Genomic DNA, 20,640 nt, shown 5'->3' with positions numbered 1-20,640 from the left:
ATTTTTGTATATGCCCCAAACCAACCTCATCAGGCACATCGAAGCCCTTATTTTTTCATCCGTACAAAGTATTAGTGTACAAGAAATTGCCGCTGCCCTTAGCGCCGTATTCGAACAATCTTTTGATGAAAAAATAATTGAAGAAAATTTACAAGTCATCAAAGATCGTTATGCACAGGATGATTATGCTATGGAACTTATCCATCTTAATAACGGTTATCAGTTTTTAACGAAAAAAATCTACCACGAAACAGTAAACCAACTTCAACTCCACCGTTCAAAGAAAAAATTAAGTCAGGCTGCAATGGAAACATTAGCCATAATTGCTTACCGCCAACCCATTACAAAACTAGAAATTGAACAAATAAGAGGTGTAAATTCTGACTACTCCGTTCAAAGATTATTGGAAAAAGAGTTGATTAGCATTAATGGCAAGGCCGAAACTCCTGGTCGCCCGATATTATACAGCACCAGTACTTTATTTATGGATTATTTTGGATTAAACAATTTAACTCAACTACCACAGCTAAAAGATATCTCAAAAGAGGAAAATACAGTTGGAGAAACAATTGAATAAAATATTTTAATTTGTTTGCATACAGATTGTTATTAAAAAAAGTTTTTTTGTATTTTTAAACTATAAAAGCAATTTTTATTTTTGTGTAATGAAAACCCCAAAGAAATCCCCGGCAAAACCAACTACCAAAAAACAGGTAGATGATCAAGATGAATTAGAAGATGATGATGAGGTTCAAACAACGAAAAAGAAACCTCAGGACGATGATGAAGACGATTTTGATCTTCCATTGGACGATCTTGATAACTTCGACAATTTTGATGACGACGACGACGATTATTAATATTTAAAAATATATATTTGAAAAGCATCCGCCAAAAGGCAGGATGCTTTTTATTTTTTAAATCTGCCCATGCAAATTATATCTGTAACTTCCCCTTCTTTAAAAAAAGACTTTCTAAATACTGCCAAAATACTTTATAAAAACGATAAGAACTGGATTTGTCCTTTGGATTCTGAAATTGAAAACGTTTTTAACCCAGATAAAAATCCGTTTTTTAAATACGGCAAATGTACCAGATGGGTTTTAAAGGACGATTCAGGAAACTTAATTGGGCGAATTGCTGCATTTATTAACGAGAAAAAGGCTTTTAACTATGAGCAGCCAACTGGTGGTATTGGTTTTTTTGAATGTATAAATGATTTAAAGGCTTCTACCCTACTTTTTGATACAGCAAAAGCTTGGTTAATAGAAAACGGAATGAAAGCTATGGATGGCCCAATTAACTTTGGAGAGAATGATAGCTTTTGGGGTTTGCTGGTAGAAGGTTTTACACCGCCATCTTTCGGAATGAACTATAATTTTCCTTATTACCGAAATCTATTCGAAAATTATGGCTTTAAAACAGAATATGAACAGCTTACCAATCACATTAATCTAACGATTCCTTTTCCGGAGCGTTTTACAAAAATTGCCAATTGGGTAAGAAAAAAACCAGGTTATACTTTTGAATATTTTAACAAGAAAAATGCTGACAAGTATATTTCCGATCTAATGGAAATATATAATGATGGCTGGCAAGATTTTGAAAATTTCGTTCCTATAAAAAAGGAAACATTGCAAGAAAGCTTTAAAAGCATGGAGCCTATTATGGATGAACATTTAATTCAATTTGCCTATTTTAATGGCGAACCAGCTTCATTTGTGGTCCTTATTCCTGATGCCAATCAAATGATTAAAGGTTTTAATGGTAAGCTCGGTCTTGTAGAAAAGTTAAAATTTGCTTACAGACGCTGGGTTGGCGTAACCAGAATGCGGGCAATTGTTATGGGTACTAAACCAAAATTTCAGAAACATGGTTTAGAATCTGTTTTGTTTATCCAATTAGGAGAATATGTACTGCCTAAAAATCAATATAAAGAGCTTGAATTAAGCTGGGTTGGTGATTTTAATGAGCAAATGATTGCCATCCATAAAGCAACTGGTGCAACATTTGGCAAAAAACATTTAACCATGAGAAAGGTTTTTTAAACCCATTTCGAATAGAAAATCATGACTTATATTTAGGATAACGAAAAATTTAAATCCCTAATTTATCATAGAGATCAATAACCTTTTTTCTGAGTTTATTGATCTCTTCTTCTTTTGCAAGAAGTGCCGCTTTTAAAGCACTAATTTCTTCTGAAAATGAATCTGATTCTTCCTGTTTACCAGAAAGCAATTCTCCAACGGAAACCTTAAATGTTTTAGAAATTTGAAGTAATCTGGAAACATTTAAATCGGTTTGACCGGTTTCGATTTTACAAAAACCTGGTGTAGAAATATTAAGCTGTTTTGCAGCATCAGCCTGGCTTAATCCAAGTGCAATTCTGCTTTGCTTAATATTTTCTCCAATGCTATTCATTTTAAAACTTCAGATTATCTTTTTAATTCTGCAGCTAATTCTGGCAAATCAAAGCCGGCATAATTACCAGAGCTCATCATCAATAAATTAGCATTTTTATAATTTATAGCTAATAAATAAGCCTTAAGTTTTGATGCATCATTAAAGAATTTCAAATTTGGATTTGAGAATGCTTTTTGCACGTCATCTTCGGTAAAAGGCTCCATTCTTTTCTGCTCAAAGCTTTTCAAATCTATAAATACGATCGCCTCATCAGCCATATCCATGCTTCCGGCATACTCTTGTAAAAAATCTTTATTTAAACTACTAAAAGTATGCAACTCAATACAGGCAATCAACTTACGATCTGTAAATTGTGATTTTACAGCTTCTATTGTGGCTTTAAGCTTTGATGGAGAATGTGCGAAATCTTTGTAAACATTAGTAAATTCATCCGCAGAAATTACCTCTAAACGTTTAGCTGCGCCAGTAAATGAAGAAATGGCTTCATTAAATTCAACTCCAGAAATATTAAGCTGAGCACAAACTAATTTAGCCGCATTTAAATTCATAAGATTATGATCGCCAAAAATTTTCAATGAAGTATGGTCTGGAAGTAAATAGGTTATTCCATTTTTAATTTCATGCTCTGGAATGGCGTAACCAATTTTTTCAACTTGCGCTTCTGATTTCGTTACAATTTCATTTAAATCAGCGTCTGCTTGGCAATAAATTAATTTCCCATTTGGCTCAATTGTATTAATAAATTGATCAAACTGACTGGTATAATCTGCATAAGTTGGAAAAACATTGATATGATCCCAGGCAATGCCACTAATTACAGCAACATTAGCTTTATATAAATGAAATTTCGGTCTTCTATCTATCGGCGAAGCTAAATATTCATCGCCCTCAATAATCATTACTGGTGCTTCGTTTGTTACTTTAACCATGGTTTCGAAACCCGCAAGCTGGGCACCTACTAAATAATCAAAATCTCGGCTATAAAAATTCAATACATGTAAAATCATGCTGGTAATAGTCGTTTTACCATGACTACCGCCTATTACTACGCGAAGTTTATCTTTACTTTGCTCATAAATATATTCAGGATAAGAATAAATTTTTAAGCCCAGTTCTTGTGCTTTTAATAACTCAGGATTATCAATTCGGGCATGCATACCCAAAATAATAACATCAATATCTGTTGTAATTCTGCTTTCGTTCCAGCCAAGCTCAGCAGGAAGAATACCGTATTTATCCAATCTGGATTTTGCTGGTTCAAAAATTACATCGTCAGAACCTGTAACCTGAAATCCTTTTTTATGTAAGGCAATAGCTAAATTGTGCATCGCACTACCGGCAATTGCAATAAAATGTACACTCATATAAATTAATTATTGAATGAGAGAAGGTTTGAAGGAGAGAATGGATGTAGCTTCAAAACTCAATCATTCAGTCATTCAAAATTCAATCATTATTTCTTCTCAAACTGAGCGGCTATCCAATCTCCATTTTGTTTATGATCGATGTATTCAATATTAAATTTAGCACATTCATCTTTAATCATTTGTAAATCTGGTTCAAGATAAAATCCGCTAAAGAAAATTTTCCCTTCAGATTTTAGAACTTCTGCATAACGATGAATCTGATCTAAAAGGATATTGCGGTTAATATTTGCAAAAATAACATCGAAAAGTTCATTCGGAATCACCTCTTTACTTCCGCAAAGCGCTGTTAAATTATCAATATGATTTAGTGCTGCATTTTCTAAAGTACTATCATAGCAAACTTCATCATAATCAATAGCAACCAAACTTTTAGCACCTAATTTAGCTGCAAGAATAGCTAGTATCGCCGTTCCGCAGCCCATATCAAGGATAACTCTATTTTTAATATCAGCAGAAAGAATGTACTGCATCATCATGGTTGTGGTTTGATGATGACCTGTACCGAAGGACATTTTAGGATCAATTACAATCTCGTAAGGATACGATGTTTGTGGTTCATGAAAAGTTGCCCTTACATAACACACATCATCAATAATTAATGGACTAAAGTTTTTTTCCCATTCGGCATTCCAGTTTTCATCGGCTACGTTTTCTAATTTATATTCTGTCTTAAAATCTTCCGCATAACCGGATAAAACATCTTTTAACGCAGCTTCTTCAAAATTATCCTTAATTACAAAGGCCGTAAAGCCATTATCGCTGTCTTCGAAAGTATCAAAACCTAAATCAGCAAGATCTGCAATAAGCAAATCTTGCTGATATTCTTCAATATTATCGAAAGTAAATATTGCTTTAATATATTGCATTAGCTGTTAAAAGCTTTAATAATGTCTGTAAAATCACGTGATTTTAATGATGCACCACCAATTAAACCACCATCAATATCTTTTTGCGCAAATAAGCTTGCAGCATTTCCAGGATTACAGCTTCCGCCGTATAAAATAGTGGTATCATCTGCAATATTGAAACCATAGTTGGCTTCAATTTCCGAACGGATAAAAGCGTGAATATCTTGTGCTTGCTCTGGTGAAGCTGTTAAACCAGTTCCAATTGCCCAAACAGGCTCGTAAGCAATTACAATTTTAGAAAAATCTGCATCACTTAAGCTAAAAACACCTTCAACAAGTTGTTTTTTAAGCACTTCGTAGTAACTACCGTTGTTACGTTCATCTAAAGTTTCGCCAATACAAAAAATTGGCGTTAAACCGTGTGCCAAAGCTATTTTCGTTTTCTCTGCAAGCAATTCATTACTTTCTGCAAAATATTGTCTACGCTCTGAGTGACCTAAAATTACATATTCAGCACCAACTGATTTTACCATTTTAGCAGAAATTTCGCCAGTGTAAGCACCACTTTCCTTATCATGAATATTTTGTGCACCAATTTTAACATCGTTACCACCCAATTTCACTAAACTGTTTAAATGTATAAATGGTGAGCAAATAATAGCCAATTGATCGCCTTTGCGTTCATCTTTAACCATATTTACAATTTCACTGAATAACGAAATACCTTCGTTATAATCTAAATTCATTTTCCAGTTACCGGCTACTATTTTTTTTCTCATGATTATGATTTATGGTTACTTATTTAATCTTTAATTACTATTTAAACTAAAAATGACGGTATATTGCTGTCATTTCAAATACTTTATTTAAAATATCTCTTTCTATTTTGTCGAATTGCAAATTACGCCTTTCATAAACTTTCTCTGCCGTTTCGAACATTTTATCGAGGCTATATACATCAAATCCATGCGCCCCGCCCCAGGCAAAATCAGGAATAAAGTTACGAGGAAATCCTGCACCAAAAACATTAGCACTTACTCCGGCAACAGTTCCAGTATTAAACATGGTATTAATGCCACATTTAGCATGATCCGCCATAATTAACCCACAAAATTGTAATCCTGTTTTACGGAAACTTTGTTCCTCGTAATCCCACAGCTTAACTTCTGCATAGTTATTTTTAAGGTTAGAATTATTACTATCAGCGCCAATATTACACCATTGACCTAATACGGCATTACCTAAATAACCTTCATGTCCTTTTGAGGAATATCCCCAGATTACAGCATTATTAATTTCGCCACCCACGCGACTAAAAGGACCGATAGTTGTATTTGGATAGATTTTCCCTCCCATTTTCACAGAAGAACCTTCGCAAAGTGCAAACGAACCTCTAATAATGCTTCCCTCCCAAACCTGACTATTTTTACCTAAATAAATTGGTCCTTGCTTACTATTAAAAATGGAGCATTCTGCTTCAACACCTTCCTCAACAAAAATATCGTCACCCAAAAAGGTATTAGTTTCGCTCAATTTAGCTGAAATACGCCCTTTAGTAAGCAAAGCGAAGTCTTTTTTCAACTCTTCACCATTAAAACTAAAAATATTATCAGGATAAACGATACGAACAAATTTAGATTTATATTCTATCTGTTTTAGGGATTTTGCAAGGTTTAAACTATGCTCCGTTGAAGAATCTGTTTTATATGCCAAAACCAAATCTTTCTGCACTAAAGCTTCTCCACTTTTCAATCCAGTTATAGCTTCCAGTAAGCCTTCATCAGGACAAACAGAACCATTAATAAAAAAATCAGGTGAGGTTGCCGATGGATATTTTGTGGTAAGATAATCTTGGGTAACAAAGCCAAAACTGGCAGTTAAATATTTGCTCCACTTCTCGGCTATGGTTAAAATACCGATTCGTAAATCGGCTACCGGTCTGGTAAAAGTAAGTGGACGTAATGATTCCCAACTGGAATCATCAAACAGATTGATTGTCATAAGCCACAAAAATAAAAAAAGTCCCGATGCTTTTGGCAAAGGGACTTCAAAAAATGCTTTTTGTAGCTAAAATTATTTCTTAGCGTAACGGTTTTTGAATTTATCGATACGTCCTGCAGTATCAACCAATTTCATTTTACCAGTATAAAAAGGGTGAGACATGTGAGAGATCTCTAATTTATAAAGAGGATACTCGTTACCATCTTCCCATTTGATAGTTTCTTTAGTTTCTACACAAGATTTTGTTAAAAAAGCATATTCGTTAGACATATCTTTGAAAACAACTGGTCTGTAGCTTGTTGGGTGCAAATCTTTTTTCATTTGAAATATTATTTTAGTTATTTATGTGAAAGCATCAAGAACATTCTTGCAATTTGCTGGCAACAATGCTTATGACATTTCCTATTAATCTTTCTACCTCTATTTTAGAGGATGCAAATGTATTGAAATATTTTATAAAAATCAAGTATCAACAACTTTTAATAAAAAATATTTACTACACGGGCGCATCGGGCATAGATTATGTTATGGAAAAACGATCCGTTAGGCATCTTTATTAAAACACAAAGAAAATGAAATCATTATTAAATTTAAAATCAATGTACAAATTAGGCTTTTTGATAGTTGGATTTTTAACCATATCAATTGCTGCAAAAGCAGATACCATCCGGTTAACAATAAAAGAGGATTTAGCCAACTGTACCGGCGTTGCTCCACAAACGTGTTATCAAGTAAAGTATAAAAACAGTAAAGACTGGGAGTTTTTTTATAGTCAGATTACAGGCTTTGATTACAAACCAGGCTTTAGATATATTATTGATGTAATTAGAACAAAAAGAAAAAATGTTCCTGCTGATGCTTCTGCGTACACATATAAATTAAAAAGGGTAGTTAGCAAAACGCAAATTTTCATCAAACAGCCTGATATCTGGACTTTTGTAACTAAACATAATTGGAAACTAATTCAAATGAATGGCGTTACGCAAAACAACTCTACAGCATACTTAACCTTTAAAAACGATAAAAATTCAATGAGTGGATCTGGTGGTTGCAATCGAATTTTTGGTGCTTTTGAACTAAACGGAAATCAAATTTCTTTTAAAAACATAGCCAGTACTATGATGGCTTGCCCAGATAACGAGAAAAATAAACTTGAAGGGGAATTTGTAAAACTATTAACGAACAATAACTTTAAATTCGATGTTGCCGATCAAACACTAAACTTTTATAAAGACAATAAGTTAGTATTGATGTTTGGAATGGCTCCATTGGACAAATAAACAATAAAAACCAGCGTAAACTGAGAAACTGCTTACGCTGGTTTACTATATTTTTTCCAAGTTTCTATTTTAGCCAACTGGCGATTAATATACGCGTTAGCAATCACCTCGGCAGAGCTTAAACCTTCGGTATTCTCCAATAGCTCCTTCAATTTGTACTGATCCACATCTGCTTTATATAAAATTTGAATCAGTTTAGGGAAATCATTATCAATCAAATAGGCAAAAGCATCAACCATTGCTTGCTGCAATTGATTTTCTGACAAATTTTGTTCTAAATCAAAGTCTTTACTTATAATTTTGATTAAAGATTGAATATTACTCATTTTTATTAAAATACTTTTATTAGCTCTTATTAGATTATGTCCATTTTATTTCCTGGCAAAGTTCAATTAACACACCGTTTGTATTTTTAGGATGAACGAAACAAACCATTTTATTATCTGCGCCTTTTTTGGGTACTTCGTTGAGCAAAACAAATCCATTAGCTTTTAAACGTTCCATTTCTGCTAAAATATCATCAACGGCAAAGGCAATATGATGAATGCCCTCTCCTTTTTTCTCCAGAAACTTGGCAATAGCACTCTCCTCAGAAGTAGCCTGAAGCAATTCTACTTTGTTTTCACCAGTTTTAAAAAAAGCTGTATTTACATATTCTGATGCCACCATTTCGGTTTTATAGCAAGAAGTATTTAACAATTGTTCGTAAATAGAAACCGCCTTATCAAGGTCTTTTACGGCTATTCCAATATGTTCTATCTTGTTCATCGTTTTAAAAGGTTTGTTGAATGTAAAAATGCAGGTTTTAACTATAACCTCATAGCTATTATTTATAATTGTTAGAAAACTTTTTTTGTATCTTTGTACTACAAATAATAGTAACTGAAATGAAACAGCCGATATATTTAGATAATAATGCTACTACTCCACTTGATCCAAGGGTGCTGGAAGCAATGCTACCTTACTTTACCGAGAAATTTGGAAACGCCGCAAGCCGTAATCACGCTTTTGGCTGGGTGGCAGAAGAGGGAGTGGATTATGCTCGTGAGCAGGTAGCCAAATTAATCGGCTGTACTGAAAAAGAAATTATTTTCACATCTGGTGCTACAGAAGCAGATAACCTTGCAATTAAAGGTGTTTTTGAAATGTATAAAGAAAAAGGTAACCACATTATTACTGCGGTTACTGAGCACAAAGCTGTTTTAGATACTTGTAAGCACCTTGAAAAAAACGGCGCAAGAGTAACCTATTTAGGCGTTAAAGAAGATGGTTTAATAGATTTAGCTGAATTAGAAGCTGCCATGACTCCAGAAACTATTTTGGTTTCTATCATGTATGGCAATAACGAAATTGGTGTAATCCAACCGATTAAAGAAATTTCAGACATTGCACACAAACATGGTGCTTTGTTTATGACTGATGCTACGCAGGCAGTAGGAAAAATTCCTGTTAACGTAAATACTGACGGTATTGATTTAATGGCTTTCTCAGCACACAAAATGTACGGTCCGAAAGGTGTTGGCGTTCTTTACGTTCGTCGTAAAAACCCAAGAGTTAAAGTTACAGCACAAATGGATGGCGGTGGCCACGAGCGTGGAATGCGTTCTGGTACATTAAACGTTCCAGGTATTGTAGGTTTAGGTAAAGCTTGCGAACTTTGTCGTTTAGAAATGGAAAGTGAATCTGCTCGTTTATCAGCCTTGAGAGATAGATTAGAATCTACTTTAAACAAAATGGAAGAAAGTTATGTTAATGGTAATACACAACACCGTTTGCCTCACGTAGCAAATATCTCTTTCAAATATGTTGAAGGTGAAGGTTTAATGATGGCAATGAGTGATTTAGCGGTATCTTCGGGTTCTGCTTGTACATCAGCATCTTTAGAGCCATCTTATGTATTAAAAAGCTTAGGTTTATCAGATGATTTAGCACACTCTTCTATCCGTTATGGATTAGGTCGCTTTACAACTGATGAAGATATCGATCATGCAATTGAAATTACTCAAAAAGCAGTTAATCACTTAAGAGAGCTTTCTCCACTTTGGGAAATGTTTAAAGAAGGAATTGATTTGAGCAAAATTGAGTGGGCTGAACACTAGTCAGTTTGCATTTAACATTAGACAGTTTTGAGTTGCTAACTGATAATTAAAAACTGGCAAGTAGTAATTAATGAACAAATCATCTCCGAAAAGAGATTTAAGAAATAGAAAACATGGCATATTCAGAAAAAGTAATTGATCATTATAATAACCCTCGTAATGTGGGTACTTTAAATAAGGACGAAAAAAATGTAGGTACTGGTTTAGTTGGCGCACCTGAGTGTGGCGACGTAATGCGCTTACAAATTGAAGTTGGTGCAGATAATGTAATCACAGATGCTAAATTTAAAACATTTGGTTGTGGTTCTGCAATTGCATCATCATCTTTAGCTACTGAGTGGTTAAAAGGAAAAACTATTGATGAGGCTTTAGCTATCGACAATATGGACATAGTTGAGGAATTAGCTTTACCTCCAGTTAAAATTCACTGTTCTGTATTAGCAGAAGATGCAATTAAATCAGCAATTAACGACTACCGCGTTAAAAATGGTTTAGATGCATTAGTATTAGAAAAATCACACCACTAATAACAGTAACAAGTATAAAAATTACCGAATTAGATTAACTCTGGCTTGGTAAAATTTAATACTTAATACTAATATATTGATATTATTATGATTACTATAACCGATAAAGCAAAAGATAAAATTGATCACTTAATGCAGGATTCTGAATTAGGTTCTGATTATTTTTTACGTGTTTCCGTAAAGGGAGGAGGCTGTTCAGGTTTATCATACAATTTAGATTTTGATAACGAATCTAAAACAGGCGATCAGTTTTTCGAAGATAGAGGCATTAAAATTGCACTTGACATGAAATCTTTCCTTTATTTGGCTGGAACAGAATTAGATTTCTCTGATGGCTTAAATGGAAAAGGATTTAACTTCATTAATCCAAATGCAAGCCGTAGTTGCGGTTGCGGCGAAAGCTTCTCTGTATAAAATATTTTACAAAATAGAAAAGGTTCCATCTTTATGGAACCTTTTTGCGTTAAATGGGATTTATAAATAAGAAAATTATAAATCTCAAAAATTGTCATTCCAAGCCCGTCGAATAATTACGCTACAGTTATAAATCGTAATAATTTCCAAAAGCTATTCATCCCTAAGTTTTATTCAAAAGATTAATTAAAAGCATTCCCATAAAGATTAATGCGATGAAATCATGACCAAATTAAATTTATGATTTACACTACTTTGCATTATTAAACCAAAAAGCATTATAATTGTTAATTATAACGAACACACTATTACGAGCATGCCATTAATAAACGAGTTTTCAACTGTACCTACCCTTTTACGCAATGTTGTAAAAAACATTCATAAACCGGAAGAAACCTTTTTAATACATAAACAAGGTGCCGATTGGACTGAAATTTCTTTTGAGGATACTTTGAAAAGAGCAGATGCAGTTTCTGCATTTTTTCTTGAAAAGGACATTAAAAAGGGCGATAGATTAGGTTTAATGATCGAAAACTCTCCTGAATATGTTTACTACGATCAAGGAATTCAACAAATTGGCGCCATTAACGTTTCCATATATCCAACATTATCCGAACAGGAAGTTGCTTATATTATAAATGACTCAGGGATTAAATCCATTTTAGTTGGCAATAACTTTTTATATCGTAAAGTGTTAAAAGTTGCGGCAAATTGTAAAGAACTAAAATATATTATTCCTGCATTTAAGGATTACGAAAAAGTTGTTATACCAGAGGATGTAAAAGTTGAGGTAATCAGTTTTTCGGATATTTTAGCTTTAAAACACCAGGTTACAGTAGCGGAGAAAGCAGCAATAGATGAAGCCAGAAACTTAGTTTTACCAAGCGATGTTTCATCTCTAATTTATACTTCGGGCACTACAGGTACGCCAAAAGGCGTAATGCTTACTCATAGTAATTTTGTAGAAAATGTAAAAGTATGCTTGCAGCAAATCCCTGTAATTGACCAAACCGAAACCTTTTTATCTTTCTTACCACTTTCTCATGTATTTGAACGTACTGCAACCTATCATGTATGCTGTGCGCAAGGTTGTAAAATAGCTTTTGCTCAAAGTTTAGAATTATTGGCAAAAAATATGGGCGAAGTCCGTCCTACGGTAATGAGTTGTGTGCCACGTTTGCTAGAACGCATCCACGACAAGGCAATAAAATCTGGAACTGCGGCTGGAGGAACTAAGGCGAAAATATTTACATGGGCTTTAGAAACTGGTAAAAATTACAGAGTATTAAAAGAAGCTGGTAAAAATCCAGGATTGATTCTATCAGCAAAAAAAGGAATTGCGGAAAAATTAGTTTTCAGTAAAATAAAAGAAAAAACCGGTGGGCGCTTAAAGTTTATGATTTCTGGCGGTGCTGCGCTTCCTAAAAACGTTGGTGAGTTTTTTGGTGATTTAGGCATTAAAATATTAGAAGGTTTTGGTTTAACAGAAACTTCGCCGGTAATGTCTGTAACCGAATACCACAGACAAGTTTATGGAACGGTTGGCCGAGTTATTCCCGGAATAGAAGTCGGCATTCAGGATGTAGAAAGTAAAGCCATTATAAATATACAAACGCACGACACCTTTAAGGAAGATTTTGAATGTGCTGAAGGTGAAATTATAGTTCGTGGCCATTGCGTAATGAAGGGTTATTTTAATAAGCCTGCTGAAACTGCTGAAGCGATTGACAAGGATATGTGGTTTCATACCGGTGATATTGGTCGCTTTTATAAAGGCAACCTCCAAATTACAGATCGTTTAAAAAACATGATCGTTAATGCTTATGGTAAAAATGTTTACCCTACTCCTGTCGAAAACATCTATTTAAAAAGCCCTAAAATAGATCAGTTATTTTTAATCGGCGATAAACGCGAATTTATTACTGCCATTATTATCCCAAATAGGGAAACTATGGAAGAAACATTCAATTTAAAACCTTCTTTCTTTGAGGAAGCCGATCCATTTATTCAAAATAAAGAAATTATAGATTGGATTGAACAAGACATTAAAAAGATTTCGAACGAACTGGCTAAATTTGAACGTATCAAAAACTTCAAAATAAAACGCAATCCTTTTAATATTGATGAAGGTGAAATTACTCCGACAATGAAAGTAAAGCGCCGCATAGTCGAAAAGAAATATGCTGAAGCCATTAACAATATGTATGAAGAAGGTATAGAAGCCGAATCATAATAAAAAAGGGTCTTTACTACATTAGTGAAGACCCTTTTTTAATAAAATAAATTTCGACTCGATTATAAGTCTAATCCATTAGCATCAGTAGTTAAAATTTCGCTCATATAATCAAAGAACGGACGCATATTCTTAAATGCCTGATTACATTTATTCAAGAAATCGCTGCCTAATACTTCTTCATCTGTAAATTTCTTAATCAGCAAAAACTGTTTGTAACGAAGTAAATCGATAGCTTCATCATCGGCATCGAAACCTTTTGGAGTTGTTTTTAACTGTTCGCCTTTTAAAGTTTCAAAAGATTCTATAAAAGTTTTATTCTTTAAAATATCTCTTAGTGGTTTAGCATCAAAAGCAATATTTTCTCTTATTAATTTTAAATCCTGTGGAGATGGACCGAAAAAGCCACCGGCAACAAAACTATTTCCAGGCTCGAGATGAAAGTAATAGCCACCTCTTCTCTGTTTGCTGGCACGCTTAAAACTTCCACTCCAATGCGTTTTATAAGGTGTTTTATCGTTTGAAAAACGTGTATCACGATAAATCCTGTACAAGCTTTTCTTTCCTGATAAAGTTTCAATTACATCATGGGTATTCATTAAATCTAACAATGCTTGAGCAAAAGATTCTATAAGCACTTGTTCATTTTGAAATTCAGCCTTATGTTCATTAAACCATTCCCTTTCATTGTTCTTCTTTAACAAATTCAAAAAACTAAAGCTGGAAAGTTGTATTTTATTTATATCAGACATATGCAAACTTATTAATTAGAGGTTATCCTCATTTGAAAACAAATATACCATCTGAAAAAAATTAAACTTCAATTTTAATCAAATACACAGTTAAAATTTTTCTGCTATATCAACCAAAGCATTTAGTAATTCCCTTTCCTTTCTTATCTTTGTAGCCATCAGCATTTAAACAATTATTGCTGTTAATATAATTACATAACGAATTGCAAAATCATTACTTTTGCAAAAAATACCCGAAATGAGTATAGGATTATCAGAACAAGAAATATTACGACGCGAGTCGCTAAAACAACTACGCCAATTAGGCATAGAGCCATACCCAGCAGAATCTTATGAGATTAATGTAAGTGCTGCAGATATTTTAGCAAATTACGAAAAGGATAAAACGGCTTATAAGACAGTTAGTTTAGCTGGTCGTATTATGGGTCGTAACATTATGGGGGCTGCCTCTTTTGCTGAAATCCAGGATTCTACAGGTCGCATTCAAGTTTATTTAAAAAGAGATGAACTTTGCCCTGGAGAAGATAAAACCTTATATAATACTGTATTTAAAAAACTTTTAGATATTGGTGATTTTATCGGTGTTAAAGGTTATGTTTTTACAACCCAAACTGGAGAAATTTCTATTCACGTTACCGAATTTAAGGTATTAGCTAAATCTTTACGCCCTTTACCTATTGTAAAACGTGATGATGAAGGTAATGTATACGATGGTTTTACAAATCCGGAGTTGCGCTACCGTATGCGTTATGTAGATTTAACGGTTAACCCTGATTATAAACAAATTTTCATCAAACGCAGCAAGGTTATTAATAGCATGCGTAATTATTTTGATGAACAAGGATGGATGGAAGTGGAAACTCCAATTCTTCAGCCTATCCACGGTGGTGCTGCCGCAAGGCCTTTTGCAACGCACCATAATACTTTAGATATGCCGCTTTATTTACGTATTGCGAATGAGTTGTATTTAAAAAGATTAATTGTTGCAGGCTTTGATGGCGTTTATGAATTCGGTAAAATGTTCCGTAACGAGGGTATGGACCGTACGCATAACCCAGAATATACTTCAATGGAAATTTACGTAGCCTATAAAGATTATATCTGGATGATGGCTATGGTTGAAGAGTGCTTGGAAAAAGTTGCAATAGCAACCAATGGTTCTGCAGTTGTTAAAGTTGGTGAAAACAATATTAATTTTGAAGGTCCTTACGAGAAATTAACCATGTATGAGTCAATCCAGAAATATACTGGAATTGATGTTTCTGCAATGACTGAGGATGAGTTAACGCAAACGTGCAAAAGTTTAGATATTGAAACCGATTCTACCATGGGGCGTGGTAAATTAGTTGATGAAATATTTAGTGCTAAAGTTGAAGCGAATTTAATTCAGCCAACTTTTATTACAGATTATCCAATAGAAATGACTCCGCTTGCCAAGAAACACCGTTCGGCAGAAGGATTGGTTGAGCGTTTTGAAATATTTGTTAATGGTAAAGAAATTGGAAATGCTTATTCTGAATTGAACGATCCAATTGACCAAAAAGAACGCTTTGAAGATCAATTGAAATTAGCTGATCGTGGTGATGCTGAAGCAATGGCAATGGATGATGATTTTGTTCGTGCTTTAGAATATGGTATGCCTCCTACTTCTGGTTTAGGTTTCGGTATCGATCGTATAGTGATGCTAATGACCAATCAAAGCACTATTCAGGAAGTTTTATTCTTCCCGCAGATGCGCCCTGAGAAAAAGAAAATTGAAATGACAGCTGAAGAAACAGAATTATTTTCACTAATTTCTGAAGGATCGCAAGATCTTTTATCAGATGTAAAAGCAAAACTGGCTGATTGGAGTAACAAAAAATGGGATACTACTTTAAAGGCTTTAACATCAAAAGGGATCTTAAAGGTTACAAAAACTGATGACGGTTTATTTTTATCTCATAAATAATTAAGGTACACTCCTAATTTTGAAATAAAAGGAGTTTCATCTTAACAAAAACATAACACAAACTTAAAAGGCTTGCTAATAAACAATTAGCAAGCCTTTTCTATATTTACAGCAGTAGTTAACAAAATACATCTGCTATGAACTCTAGTTTAGAAATTACAGAAAGCGAATACTGCATTAAATTAAGCAAGGATACTTTTGACCTTTCTTTAGTACATCAGTTAATTAAAAGAATTCAGGCCGAAGCCTTTTTCTTTAAGAAAGCCAATGATGAAGATGACATTATTAGTCGCAGGGCAAAAAGAGAAGAGTTTGAGGGATTTGATTATTTAGGCGATAAATAATCAAATACGCTCATACAATTAATCAATATCCAACATCCCTTCAACAGAATCATCCATTGTTTTACCGGTTATAACTGAAGCTGCAATTTTTAAAAATGCAACAGCAGTACCGTGTTTGGTATCCCAATAGTAGCCTTCAGAAGGAATTACCTTAATTAAGGTGATATTTGGATCATCTTTTCCACCCTGAAACCATGTTTTAATAAAAGGGCTCCACAACTCATCTATCTTCGCTTGGTCTCTGCTAATTTCTGCTATACCATATATATTTACAAAGCCAGAATGCGCTCCAGCCTGAAACAATAAATGCGTAAATGGATCAGCAGCAATTTCATCGTTCTTTGTGCTATCCTTCATACTCATAAACCAAATATTACCATCTTCATCCACTTCCTGGATAGCCATTGGTCTTACGGATAAAGGCACACCAGTTTTAATATTGGTACAAAAGAAACAACTCTCAGCCTTTTCTGCTAAGCTTTTTAACTTTTCAATAGCTTCTTTTCCGCCTAAATCTTTAATATTTTCTTCTTGAGTATTATTTGTACTTCCTTCTTGTGATGTTTCCATAAGTATAAGATTTTATATACACTACACTCAAAAAATAGATTTGGTTTTATTTTTTTGAAAAGCAGCTGCAAATAAAACCTTGTTCTTGTAATGGTTATAGGCAACTTTCAGCTTCAAACGAAAAAGATTATCTTTAATATAACCTTCTTACTATGACGCACGTAAAACCAGAACCATTTAGTACAGAAATATTTATTATAGGAATAAATCCGTATGTTTTTATTCCTGATGCTTATTTAAAGTATCTTTTTAAACAGGCAAAGAAGGAAAATGGTAAAATTCCAGTAGTAATAAAAATAGATGGTCTATCATTTCAACAAACGCTAATAAAATATTCTGGTAAATGGCGTTTATATCTCAATACTCCAATGAGAAAGGCTGTTGGTAAAGATGTTGGCGACACAGCAATCTTTGAATTAGAATTTGATCCAAAACCAAGAGAAATCGAGATGCATCCTCAATTGGTTGAGGCTTTGCGTAAGAATAAAAAAGCTAAAGAAGTTTTTAATCAGCTTGCCCCCTATCTTCGAAAGGAAATTATAAGATACATTAACAATTTAAAAACAGAAGAATCCATAAATCGAAATGTGATTAAGGCTATTCAGTTTCTTTTGGGAAATGAAAGATTTATTGGCAGAGACAGGCCATAAAAAAAGCCATTTCAATTAAGAAATGGCTTCATTAAAATTTGAATATTTTAGCGGTAACGCACTTGTTGTTGCTTATCCATCATGCCCATCTGATCTTTCATTTGTTTGATCTGATCTGCTAATAATTTATTTTTATCTGCTTTTTTAGCTTCTGCAAGATACATTGTTGCTTCTCTCTTATTCCTTTTAGCCATTGCAATACCAGCTAAACTTAACTTTGCTAAGGCAACATTATGATCCATATGCATACCTAACGCAAGTGATTTTTTGAAATATTTTTCACTTTGCATCGGTGCTCTTCTGCTTTCAATTAAGCCTATTAATAAATTATAATATCCGTGTTGAACTTTAATTAACTGAGTTTCGTAATTGGTTATGCGTTTTAAAAACATTTCTGCTTTAGGCATATTGTCTTTACGTAAAAACCATTGTGCTAAAAGCATATTTTCATTAAAGAAATAAGTTACCAGTACAATTATTCCTAATAAGATGGCAACTATACCCCATGGCCAGAAACCAAAAATAAATAAAGCTACTGCGCCACCCAATAATGCAAACCCCGCAATTAATCTGATAATATTTGGCATAAATTTTATTCTAATTATTTTTTTTTTGCAAATATCGTGTTTAAATAGCAGAAATTAGATTTTAAAACAATAATTTCATTAAAAATTTCAAAATCATGAAAACCTTCTTCTCCATTACCCTAATCATACTTGCCATGAATGTTTCTGCTCAAGAAGTAAATAAAAAAATCCACGACCAAGCTCATAATAAAGATATTTTAATTAATAATTGTACTCGTGAAGGAATTACAACTTTTCCTGAATTTAAGGAAATGTACGATCCACTTTACGAAGCTTATGTTCCTGAAGCTAATACCATGATTGAACTTAAGAAGTTAATTAAAAAAGAAAGAATCAAAATTGTTTTAGGCACATGGTGTGGTGATAGTAAAGTTAATGTACCCAATTTCTTTAAAGTTTTGGACGGTCTCCAATTCAAAGAAAAGAACGTTGATATTGTAGCCGTTGATGGTCATAAAAAAGCTGAAAATGGAATTATAGACGGACTCAATATTGTTAGCGTACCTACTTTTATTGTTTACGATAAACATGGAAAAGAAATAGGCAGAATTGTTGAGCATCCTAAAACAACTCTTGAGGGAGATTTGTTAGCAATATTACAAAAGAAGCAATAATCATTAATGATTATTTAATTTGATAGTTTATGAAATTTGGACGCATTAACCGAGTTTTGTAAACTATCATTTACTTTATTATAATTACATTTAAAAATATGTCTGCATCGTTGGAGCCAGGTTGGTTAGCTGTTTTAAATCAGGAGTTTGAAAAAGACTATATGATTAAGCTCAAAGCATTTTTACAAGATGAAAAGCAAAATAATAAAGTTATTTATCCGAAAGGAGCAGACATTTTTAATGCCTTAAATACCACTCCATTTGATGAAGTTAAGGTTGTAATATTGGGACAAGATCCTTACCATGGTGTGGGACAAGCACATGGGTTATCATTTTCTGTACAAAGAGGAATGACTGTTCCACCTTCATTGAAAAACATTTATAAAGAGTTACAAACTGACATAGAAGGCTTTAAAACGCCAAACCATGGCAATTTAACGCATTGGGCAGAGCAAGGTGTATTGCTTTTAAATGCAACATTAACAGTGCGTGCATCCGAAGCTGGATCACATCAAAATCAGGGCTGGGAAATTTTTACGGACGAAATTATTAAGGCACTTTCCCAAAAGAGGGAACATTTGGTTTTCTTACTTTGGGGCAAATATGCACAGCAAAAAGCAGCCTTAATTGATGAAAAAAAACATTACGTTTTAACGGCTGCACACCCTTCACCATTTTCTGCTTATAATGGTTTTTTTGGAAGTAAACACTTCTCTAAAACAAATCAGTTGTTAATTCAAAATAACATAACACCTATAGATTGGCAATTACCGGCTTAATGAAAGTTTACTTTATAAGTGGTCTTGGTGCCGATAAACGGATATTTTCTAAAATTAAGTTGGATGAGCAATTTGAAATTATTCATTTAGACTGGATAGAATATCTAAAAGAGGATGATTTAAACAGTTATGCGGCAAGATTGAGCAGAGAAATAGATTGTGCAAATCCATTTTGTATAGTTGGAGTTTCTTTTGGAGGAATGATTGCAACAGAGATTGCTAAAATTTTAGACCCAAAGGTTACAATCGTTATTTCAAGTGTTATAAAAGAAACTCAATTACCGTGGCTTTATAAGTTTTCAGGAAAATTAGGTCTAATAAATGTTATCCCTCACACGCTTCTAAAAGCTTCAAATAAGCTAACACAAAATTATTATTTCGGCATTAAAACGGAAGAAGAAAAAGACTTATTGAATAAAATTATAGATGATACCAACTCAAAATTTTTAAAATGGGCAATTGGTATTATTCTCCCCTGGAAGAATCAAATAAAACCGAAAAATCTTTATCAAATCCATGGATCAAATGATAGGATATTTCCAATAAAAAAAGTGGAACCCGATTTTGAAATAAAAAACGGAACCCACTTTATGGTTTATCAAAATGCTGAAGAAATCTCAGCATTACTAAATAATTTAATCTATAAAGCCATTAATTAATACTCTAAAGGCACAATTGGTTCTTTCTTAGTTGTTGACATAATCATCATCGTTTGGAAAGTTTTAACCACAGATATTTTACTAATTTTATCCATAATTAAACGTTCGTAGGCTTTAATATCCTTAACATACACCTTTAATAAAAAATCTGCCTGACCCGTAACGTGATGACATTCAGTTATTTCCTTAATTTGATTTACTTCATCCAGAAAAATTTGGATGGTATTATTTTTATGAAAATCAAGCTGAATCTGAATAAAGGTTTTTATACCTAATCCAAGTTTTTCTTCATCTACTAACGCGTGATAACTTTTAATGTAGCCTGCCATTTCAAGCTTGCGTACACGTTCTAATGTTGGAGCGGGTGATAAACCGATTTCCTGAGATAAAAGCAGGTTGGTAATTCTTCCGTTTTCCTGAAGAATTCTTAAGATTTTAAAATCAATTTTATCTAATTCTGATGCCATATAGTTTCAAAGGTATT

26 protein-coding genes are annotated in these 20,640 nt (G+C 33.4%); 14 read left to right on the top strand and 12 right to left on the bottom strand.

The genetic code is table 11. From position 1 onward, the window contains the following. The first annotated feature begins 10 nt into the window (after positions 1-10). The 3 genes from scpB (at position 11) to EHC72_RS09050 (ending at position 2,048) form a co-directional block, all read left to right on the top strand. Positions 11-577, top strand: coding sequence for an SMC-Scp complex subunit ScpB (scpB, locus tag EHC72_RS09060; protein ID WP_131537363.1), 567 nt, complete (start codon positions 11-13; stop codon positions 575-577). An 88-nt stretch (positions 578-665) separates the two neighbouring features. Then, on the top strand, positions 666-860 hold the full coding sequence (locus EHC72_RS09055) for a hypothetical protein (protein WP_131537362.1): 195 nt from the start codon (positions 666-668) through the stop codon (positions 858-860). Positions 861-929: 69 nt separating this feature from the next. Next, positions 930-2,048: a GNAT family N-acetyltransferase gene (locus tag EHC72_RS09050; protein ID WP_131537361.1), complete on the top strand. Its 1,119-nt coding sequence runs from the start codon at positions 930-932 to the stop codon at positions 2,046-2,048. Positions 2,049-2,097: 49 nt separating this feature from the next. Here the strand turns inward: EHC72_RS09050 and EHC72_RS09045 are convergent, their stop codons facing one another. The 6 genes from EHC72_RS09045 to EHC72_RS09020 form a co-directional block, all read right to left on the bottom strand. After that, positions 2,098-2,421, bottom strand: coding sequence for a helix-turn-helix domain-containing protein (locus EHC72_RS09045; protein WP_131537360.1), 324 nt, complete (start codon positions 2,419-2,421; stop codon positions 2,098-2,100). A 14-nt stretch (positions 2,422-2,435) separates the two neighbouring features. Then, positions 2,436-3,788, bottom strand: a complete 1,353-nt coding sequence (locus EHC72_RS09040) for a UDP-N-acetylmuramate--L-alanine ligase (RefSeq protein ID WP_131537359.1) — start codon at positions 3,786-3,788, stop codon at positions 2,436-2,438. Between the two features lie 89 nt (positions 3,789-3,877). Further along, on the bottom strand, positions 3,878-4,717 hold the full coding sequence (gene prmA, locus EHC72_RS09035; RefSeq protein ID WP_131537358.1) for a 50S ribosomal protein L11 methyltransferase: 840 nt from the start codon (positions 4,715-4,717) through the stop codon (positions 3,878-3,880). After that, entirely contained in the window at positions 4,717-5,478 is a 762-nt protein-coding gene (gene tpiA, locus EHC72_RS09030; protein WP_131537357.1) for a triose-phosphate isomerase, read from the bottom strand. Before tpiA ends, prmA begins: the two co-directional genes overlap by 1 nt. A 46-nt stretch (positions 5,479-5,524) precedes the next feature. Next, positions 5,525-6,700, bottom strand: a complete 1,176-nt coding sequence (locus EHC72_RS09025; RefSeq protein WP_131537356.1) for a GlmU family protein — start codon at positions 6,698-6,700, stop codon at positions 5,525-5,527. A gap of 72 nt (positions 6,701-6,772) precedes the next feature. Further along, positions 6,773-7,021 (bottom strand): type B 50S ribosomal protein L31, encoded by a 249-nt coding sequence (locus tag EHC72_RS09020; RefSeq protein ID WP_131537355.1) that lies wholly within the window; start codon positions 7,019-7,021, stop codon positions 6,773-6,775. A gap of 251 nt (positions 7,022-7,272) precedes the next feature. Between EHC72_RS09020 and EHC72_RS09015 the strand changes: the two genes are divergently transcribed. After that, entirely contained in the window at positions 7,273-7,980 is a 708-nt protein-coding gene (locus EHC72_RS09015; protein ID WP_131537354.1) for a DUF4377 domain-containing protein, read from the top strand. A gap of 32 nt (positions 7,981-8,012) precedes the next feature. Here the strand turns inward: EHC72_RS09015 and EHC72_RS09010 are convergent, their stop codons facing one another. After that, on the bottom strand, positions 8,013-8,306 hold the full coding sequence (locus EHC72_RS09010) for a hypothetical protein (protein ID WP_131537353.1): 294 nt from the start codon (positions 8,304-8,306) through the stop codon (positions 8,013-8,015). 34 nt (positions 8,307-8,340) lie between these two features. Then, positions 8,341-8,748, bottom strand: coding sequence for a methylmalonyl-CoA epimerase (gene mce / locus EHC72_RS09005; RefSeq protein ID WP_131537352.1), 408 nt, complete (start codon positions 8,746-8,748; stop codon positions 8,341-8,343). 119 nt (positions 8,749-8,867) lie between these two features. On the opposite strand from mce, the gene EHC72_RS09000 reads away from it, so the two are divergent. The 4 genes from EHC72_RS09000 (at position 8,868) to EHC72_RS08985 (ending at position 13,253) form a co-directional block, all read left to right on the top strand. Continuing rightward, positions 8,868-10,079 carry an IscS subfamily cysteine desulfurase gene (locus EHC72_RS09000; protein ID WP_131537351.1) on the top strand — a complete coding sequence of 404 codons (1,212 nt, stop codon included), beginning with the start codon at positions 8,868-8,870 and terminating at the stop codon, positions 10,077-10,079. A 113-nt stretch (positions 10,080-10,192) separates the two neighbouring features. Continuing rightward, positions 10,193-10,606, top strand: coding sequence for a Fe-S cluster assembly scaffold IscU (gene iscU, locus EHC72_RS08995; protein ID WP_131537350.1), 414 nt, complete (start codon positions 10,193-10,195; stop codon positions 10,604-10,606). A gap of 87 nt (positions 10,607-10,693) precedes the next feature. Then, on the top strand, positions 10,694-11,020 hold the full coding sequence (locus EHC72_RS08990; protein WP_131537349.1) for a HesB/IscA family protein: 327 nt from the start codon (positions 10,694-10,696) through the stop codon (positions 11,018-11,020). Between the two features lie 316 nt (positions 11,021-11,336). Beyond that, positions 11,337-13,253: an AMP-dependent synthetase/ligase gene (locus tag EHC72_RS08985; protein WP_131537348.1), complete on the top strand. Its 1,917-nt coding sequence runs from the start codon at positions 11,337-11,339 to the stop codon at positions 13,251-13,253. Positions 13,254-13,315: 62 nt separating this feature from the next. Here EHC72_RS08985 and EHC72_RS08980 read toward each other — a convergent pair whose 3' ends face one another. Further along, positions 13,316-14,005: a DUF2461 domain-containing protein gene (locus tag EHC72_RS08980; protein WP_131537347.1), complete on the bottom strand. Its 690-nt coding sequence runs from the start codon at positions 14,003-14,005 to the stop codon at positions 13,316-13,318. 238 nt (positions 14,006-14,243) lie between these two features. Here EHC72_RS08980 and lysS point away from each other — a divergent pair, with 238 nt between their 5' ends. Both lysS and EHC72_RS08970 read left to right on the top strand, forming a co-directional pair. Further along, positions 14,244-15,953, top strand: coding sequence for a lysine--tRNA ligase (gene lysS / locus EHC72_RS08975; protein WP_131537346.1), 1,710 nt, complete (start codon positions 14,244-14,246; stop codon positions 15,951-15,953). A 137-nt stretch (positions 15,954-16,090) separates the two neighbouring features. After that, positions 16,091-16,297, top strand: coding sequence for a hypothetical protein (locus EHC72_RS08970; protein WP_131537345.1), 207 nt, complete (start codon positions 16,091-16,093; stop codon positions 16,295-16,297). An 18-nt stretch (positions 16,298-16,315) separates the two neighbouring features. Here the strand turns inward: EHC72_RS08970 and EHC72_RS08965 are convergent, their stop codons facing one another. Then, on the bottom strand, positions 16,316-16,867 hold the full coding sequence (locus EHC72_RS08965; protein WP_131537344.1) for a pyridoxamine 5'-phosphate oxidase family protein: 552 nt from the start codon (positions 16,865-16,867) through the stop codon (positions 16,316-16,318). Positions 16,868-17,019: 152 nt separating this feature from the next. On the opposite strand from EHC72_RS08965, the gene EHC72_RS08960 reads away from it, so the two are divergent. Then, the gene (locus EHC72_RS08960) at positions 17,020-17,517 is read left to right on the top strand and encodes a YdeI/OmpD-associated family protein (protein ID WP_131537343.1); all 498 of its coding nucleotides are present in this window, start codon (positions 17,020-17,022) and stop codon (positions 17,515-17,517) included. A gap of 47 nt (positions 17,518-17,564) precedes the next feature. On the opposite strand, the gene EHC72_RS08955 is transcribed toward EHC72_RS08960, so the two are convergent. Continuing rightward, entirely contained in the window at positions 17,565-18,104 is a 540-nt protein-coding gene (locus tag EHC72_RS08955; protein WP_131537342.1) for a DUF2892 domain-containing protein, read from the bottom strand. 95 nt (positions 18,105-18,199) lie between these two features. Here EHC72_RS08955 and EHC72_RS08950 point away from each other — a divergent pair, with 95 nt between their 5' ends. The 3 genes from EHC72_RS08950 to EHC72_RS08940 all read left to right on the top strand — a co-directional run bounded on the left by EHC72_RS08950 (position 18,200) and on the right by EHC72_RS08940 (position 20,156). Beyond that, positions 18,200-18,718, top strand: a complete 519-nt coding sequence (locus tag EHC72_RS08950) for a thioredoxin family protein (protein ID WP_131537341.1) — start codon at positions 18,200-18,202, stop codon at positions 18,716-18,718. 98 nt (positions 18,719-18,816) lie between these two features. Then, on the top strand, positions 18,817-19,497 hold the full coding sequence (ung, locus tag EHC72_RS08945; RefSeq protein WP_131537340.1) for a uracil-DNA glycosylase: 681 nt from the start codon (positions 18,817-18,819) through the stop codon (positions 19,495-19,497). Next, positions 19,497-20,156, top strand: a complete 660-nt coding sequence (locus EHC72_RS08940) for an alpha/beta hydrolase (RefSeq protein ID WP_165585797.1) — start codon at positions 19,497-19,499, stop codon at positions 20,154-20,156. Before ung ends, EHC72_RS08940 begins: the two co-directional genes overlap by 1 nt. On the opposite strand, the gene EHC72_RS08935 is transcribed toward EHC72_RS08940, so the two are convergent. Next, positions 20,153-20,623, bottom strand: a complete 471-nt coding sequence (locus tag EHC72_RS08935) for an Lrp/AsnC family transcriptional regulator (RefSeq protein ID WP_025142637.1) — start codon at positions 20,621-20,623, stop codon at positions 20,153-20,155. The genes EHC72_RS08940 and EHC72_RS08935 overlap by 4 nt on opposite strands. Positions 20,624-20,640: the final 17 nt, after the last annotated feature.

Source organism: Pedobacter nototheniae (genome assembly GCF_004335085.1).
In the GTDB taxonomy this organism is placed as follows: domain Bacteria; phylum Bacteroidota; class Bacteroidia; order Sphingobacteriales; family Sphingobacteriaceae; genus Pedobacter; species Pedobacter nototheniae.
The sequence above is the reverse complement of the archived record's forward strand: the minus strand, read 5'-3'. Positions and strand labels throughout refer to the sequence as shown.

What these genes read in the sequence shown, in the direction of transcription:
- mce (WP_131537352.1), bottom strand. Translation starts at nt 8,748, where the DNA reads ATGAACAAGATAGAACATATTGGAATAGCCGTAAAAGACCTTGATAAG.
- EHC72_RS09010 (WP_131537353.1), bottom strand. Translation starts at nt 8,306, where the DNA reads ATGAGTAATATTCAATCTTTAATCAAAATTATAAGTAAAGACTTTGAT.
- EHC72_RS08960 (WP_131537343.1), top strand. Translation starts at nt 17,020, where the DNA reads ATGACGCACGTAAAACCAGAACCATTTAGTACAGAAATATTTATTATA.
- EHC72_RS08965 (WP_131537344.1), bottom strand. Translation starts at nt 16,867, where the DNA reads ATGGAAACATCACAAGAAGGAAGTACAAATAATACTCAAGAAGAAAAT.
- EHC72_RS08955 (WP_131537342.1), bottom strand. Translation starts at nt 18,104, where the DNA reads ATGCCAAATATTATCAGATTAATTGCGGGGTTTGCATTATTGGGTGGC.
- EHC72_RS08950 (WP_131537341.1), top strand. Translation starts at nt 18,200, where the DNA reads ATGAAAACCTTCTTCTCCATTACCCTAATCATACTTGCCATGAATGTT.
- tpiA (WP_131537357.1), bottom strand. Translation starts at nt 5,478, where the DNA reads ATGAGAAAAAAAATAGTAGCCGGTAACTGGAAAATGAATTTAGATTAT.
- EHC72_RS09055 (WP_131537362.1), top strand. Translation starts at nt 666, where the DNA reads ATGAAAACCCCAAAGAAATCCCCGGCAAAACCAACTACCAAAAAACAG.
- ung (WP_131537340.1), top strand. Translation starts at nt 18,817, where the DNA reads ATGTCTGCATCGTTGGAGCCAGGTTGGTTAGCTGTTTTAAATCAGGAG.
- EHC72_RS08980 (WP_131537347.1), bottom strand. Translation starts at nt 14,005, where the DNA reads ATGTCTGATATAAATAAAATACAACTTTCCAGCTTTAGTTTTTTGAAT.
- EHC72_RS09020 (WP_131537355.1), bottom strand. Translation starts at nt 7,021, where the DNA reads ATGAAAAAAGATTTGCACCCAACAAGCTACAGACCAGTTGTTTTCAAA.
- EHC72_RS08940 (WP_165585797.1), top strand. Translation starts at nt 19,497, where the DNA reads ATGAAAGTTTACTTTATAAGTGGTCTTGGTGCCGATAAACGGATATTT.
- scpB (WP_131537363.1), top strand. Translation starts at nt 11, where the DNA reads ATGCCCCAAACCAACCTCATCAGGCACATCGAAGCCCTTATTTTTTCA.
- EHC72_RS08970 (WP_131537345.1), top strand. Translation starts at nt 16,091, where the DNA reads ATGAACTCTAGTTTAGAAATTACAGAAAGCGAATACTGCATTAAATTA.
- EHC72_RS09015 (WP_131537354.1), top strand. Translation starts at nt 7,273, where the DNA reads ATGAAATCATTATTAAATTTAAAATCAATGTACAAATTAGGCTTTTTG.
- EHC72_RS08985 (WP_131537348.1), top strand. Translation starts at nt 11,337, where the DNA reads ATGCCATTAATAAACGAGTTTTCAACTGTACCTACCCTTTTACGCAAT.
- EHC72_RS09040 (WP_131537359.1), bottom strand. Translation starts at nt 3,788, where the DNA reads ATGAGTGTACATTTTATTGCAATTGCCGGTAGTGCGATGCACAATTTA.
- EHC72_RS08935 (WP_025142637.1), bottom strand. Translation starts at nt 20,623, where the DNA reads ATGGCATCAGAATTAGATAAAATTGATTTTAAAATCTTAAGAATTCTT.
- prmA (WP_131537358.1), bottom strand. Translation starts at nt 4,717, where the DNA reads ATGCAATATATTAAAGCAATATTTACTTTCGATAATATTGAAGAATAT.
- EHC72_RS09000 (WP_131537351.1), top strand. Translation starts at nt 8,868, where the DNA reads ATGAAACAGCCGATATATTTAGATAATAATGCTACTACTCCACTTGAT.
- iscU (WP_131537350.1), top strand. Translation starts at nt 10,193, where the DNA reads ATGGCATATTCAGAAAAAGTAATTGATCATTATAATAACCCTCGTAAT.
- EHC72_RS09050 (WP_131537361.1), top strand. Translation starts at nt 930, where the DNA reads ATGCAAATTATATCTGTAACTTCCCCTTCTTTAAAAAAAGACTTTCTA.
- lysS (WP_131537346.1), top strand. Translation starts at nt 14,244, where the DNA reads ATGAGTATAGGATTATCAGAACAAGAAATATTACGACGCGAGTCGCTA.
- EHC72_RS09025 (WP_131537356.1), bottom strand. Translation starts at nt 6,700, where the DNA reads ATGACAATCAATCTGTTTGATGATTCCAGTTGGGAATCATTACGTCCA.
- EHC72_RS09045 (WP_131537360.1), bottom strand. Translation starts at nt 2,421, where the DNA reads ATGAATAGCATTGGAGAAAATATTAAGCAAAGCAGAATTGCACTTGGA.
- EHC72_RS08990 (WP_131537349.1), top strand. Translation starts at nt 10,694, where the DNA reads ATGATTACTATAACCGATAAAGCAAAAGATAAAATTGATCACTTAATG.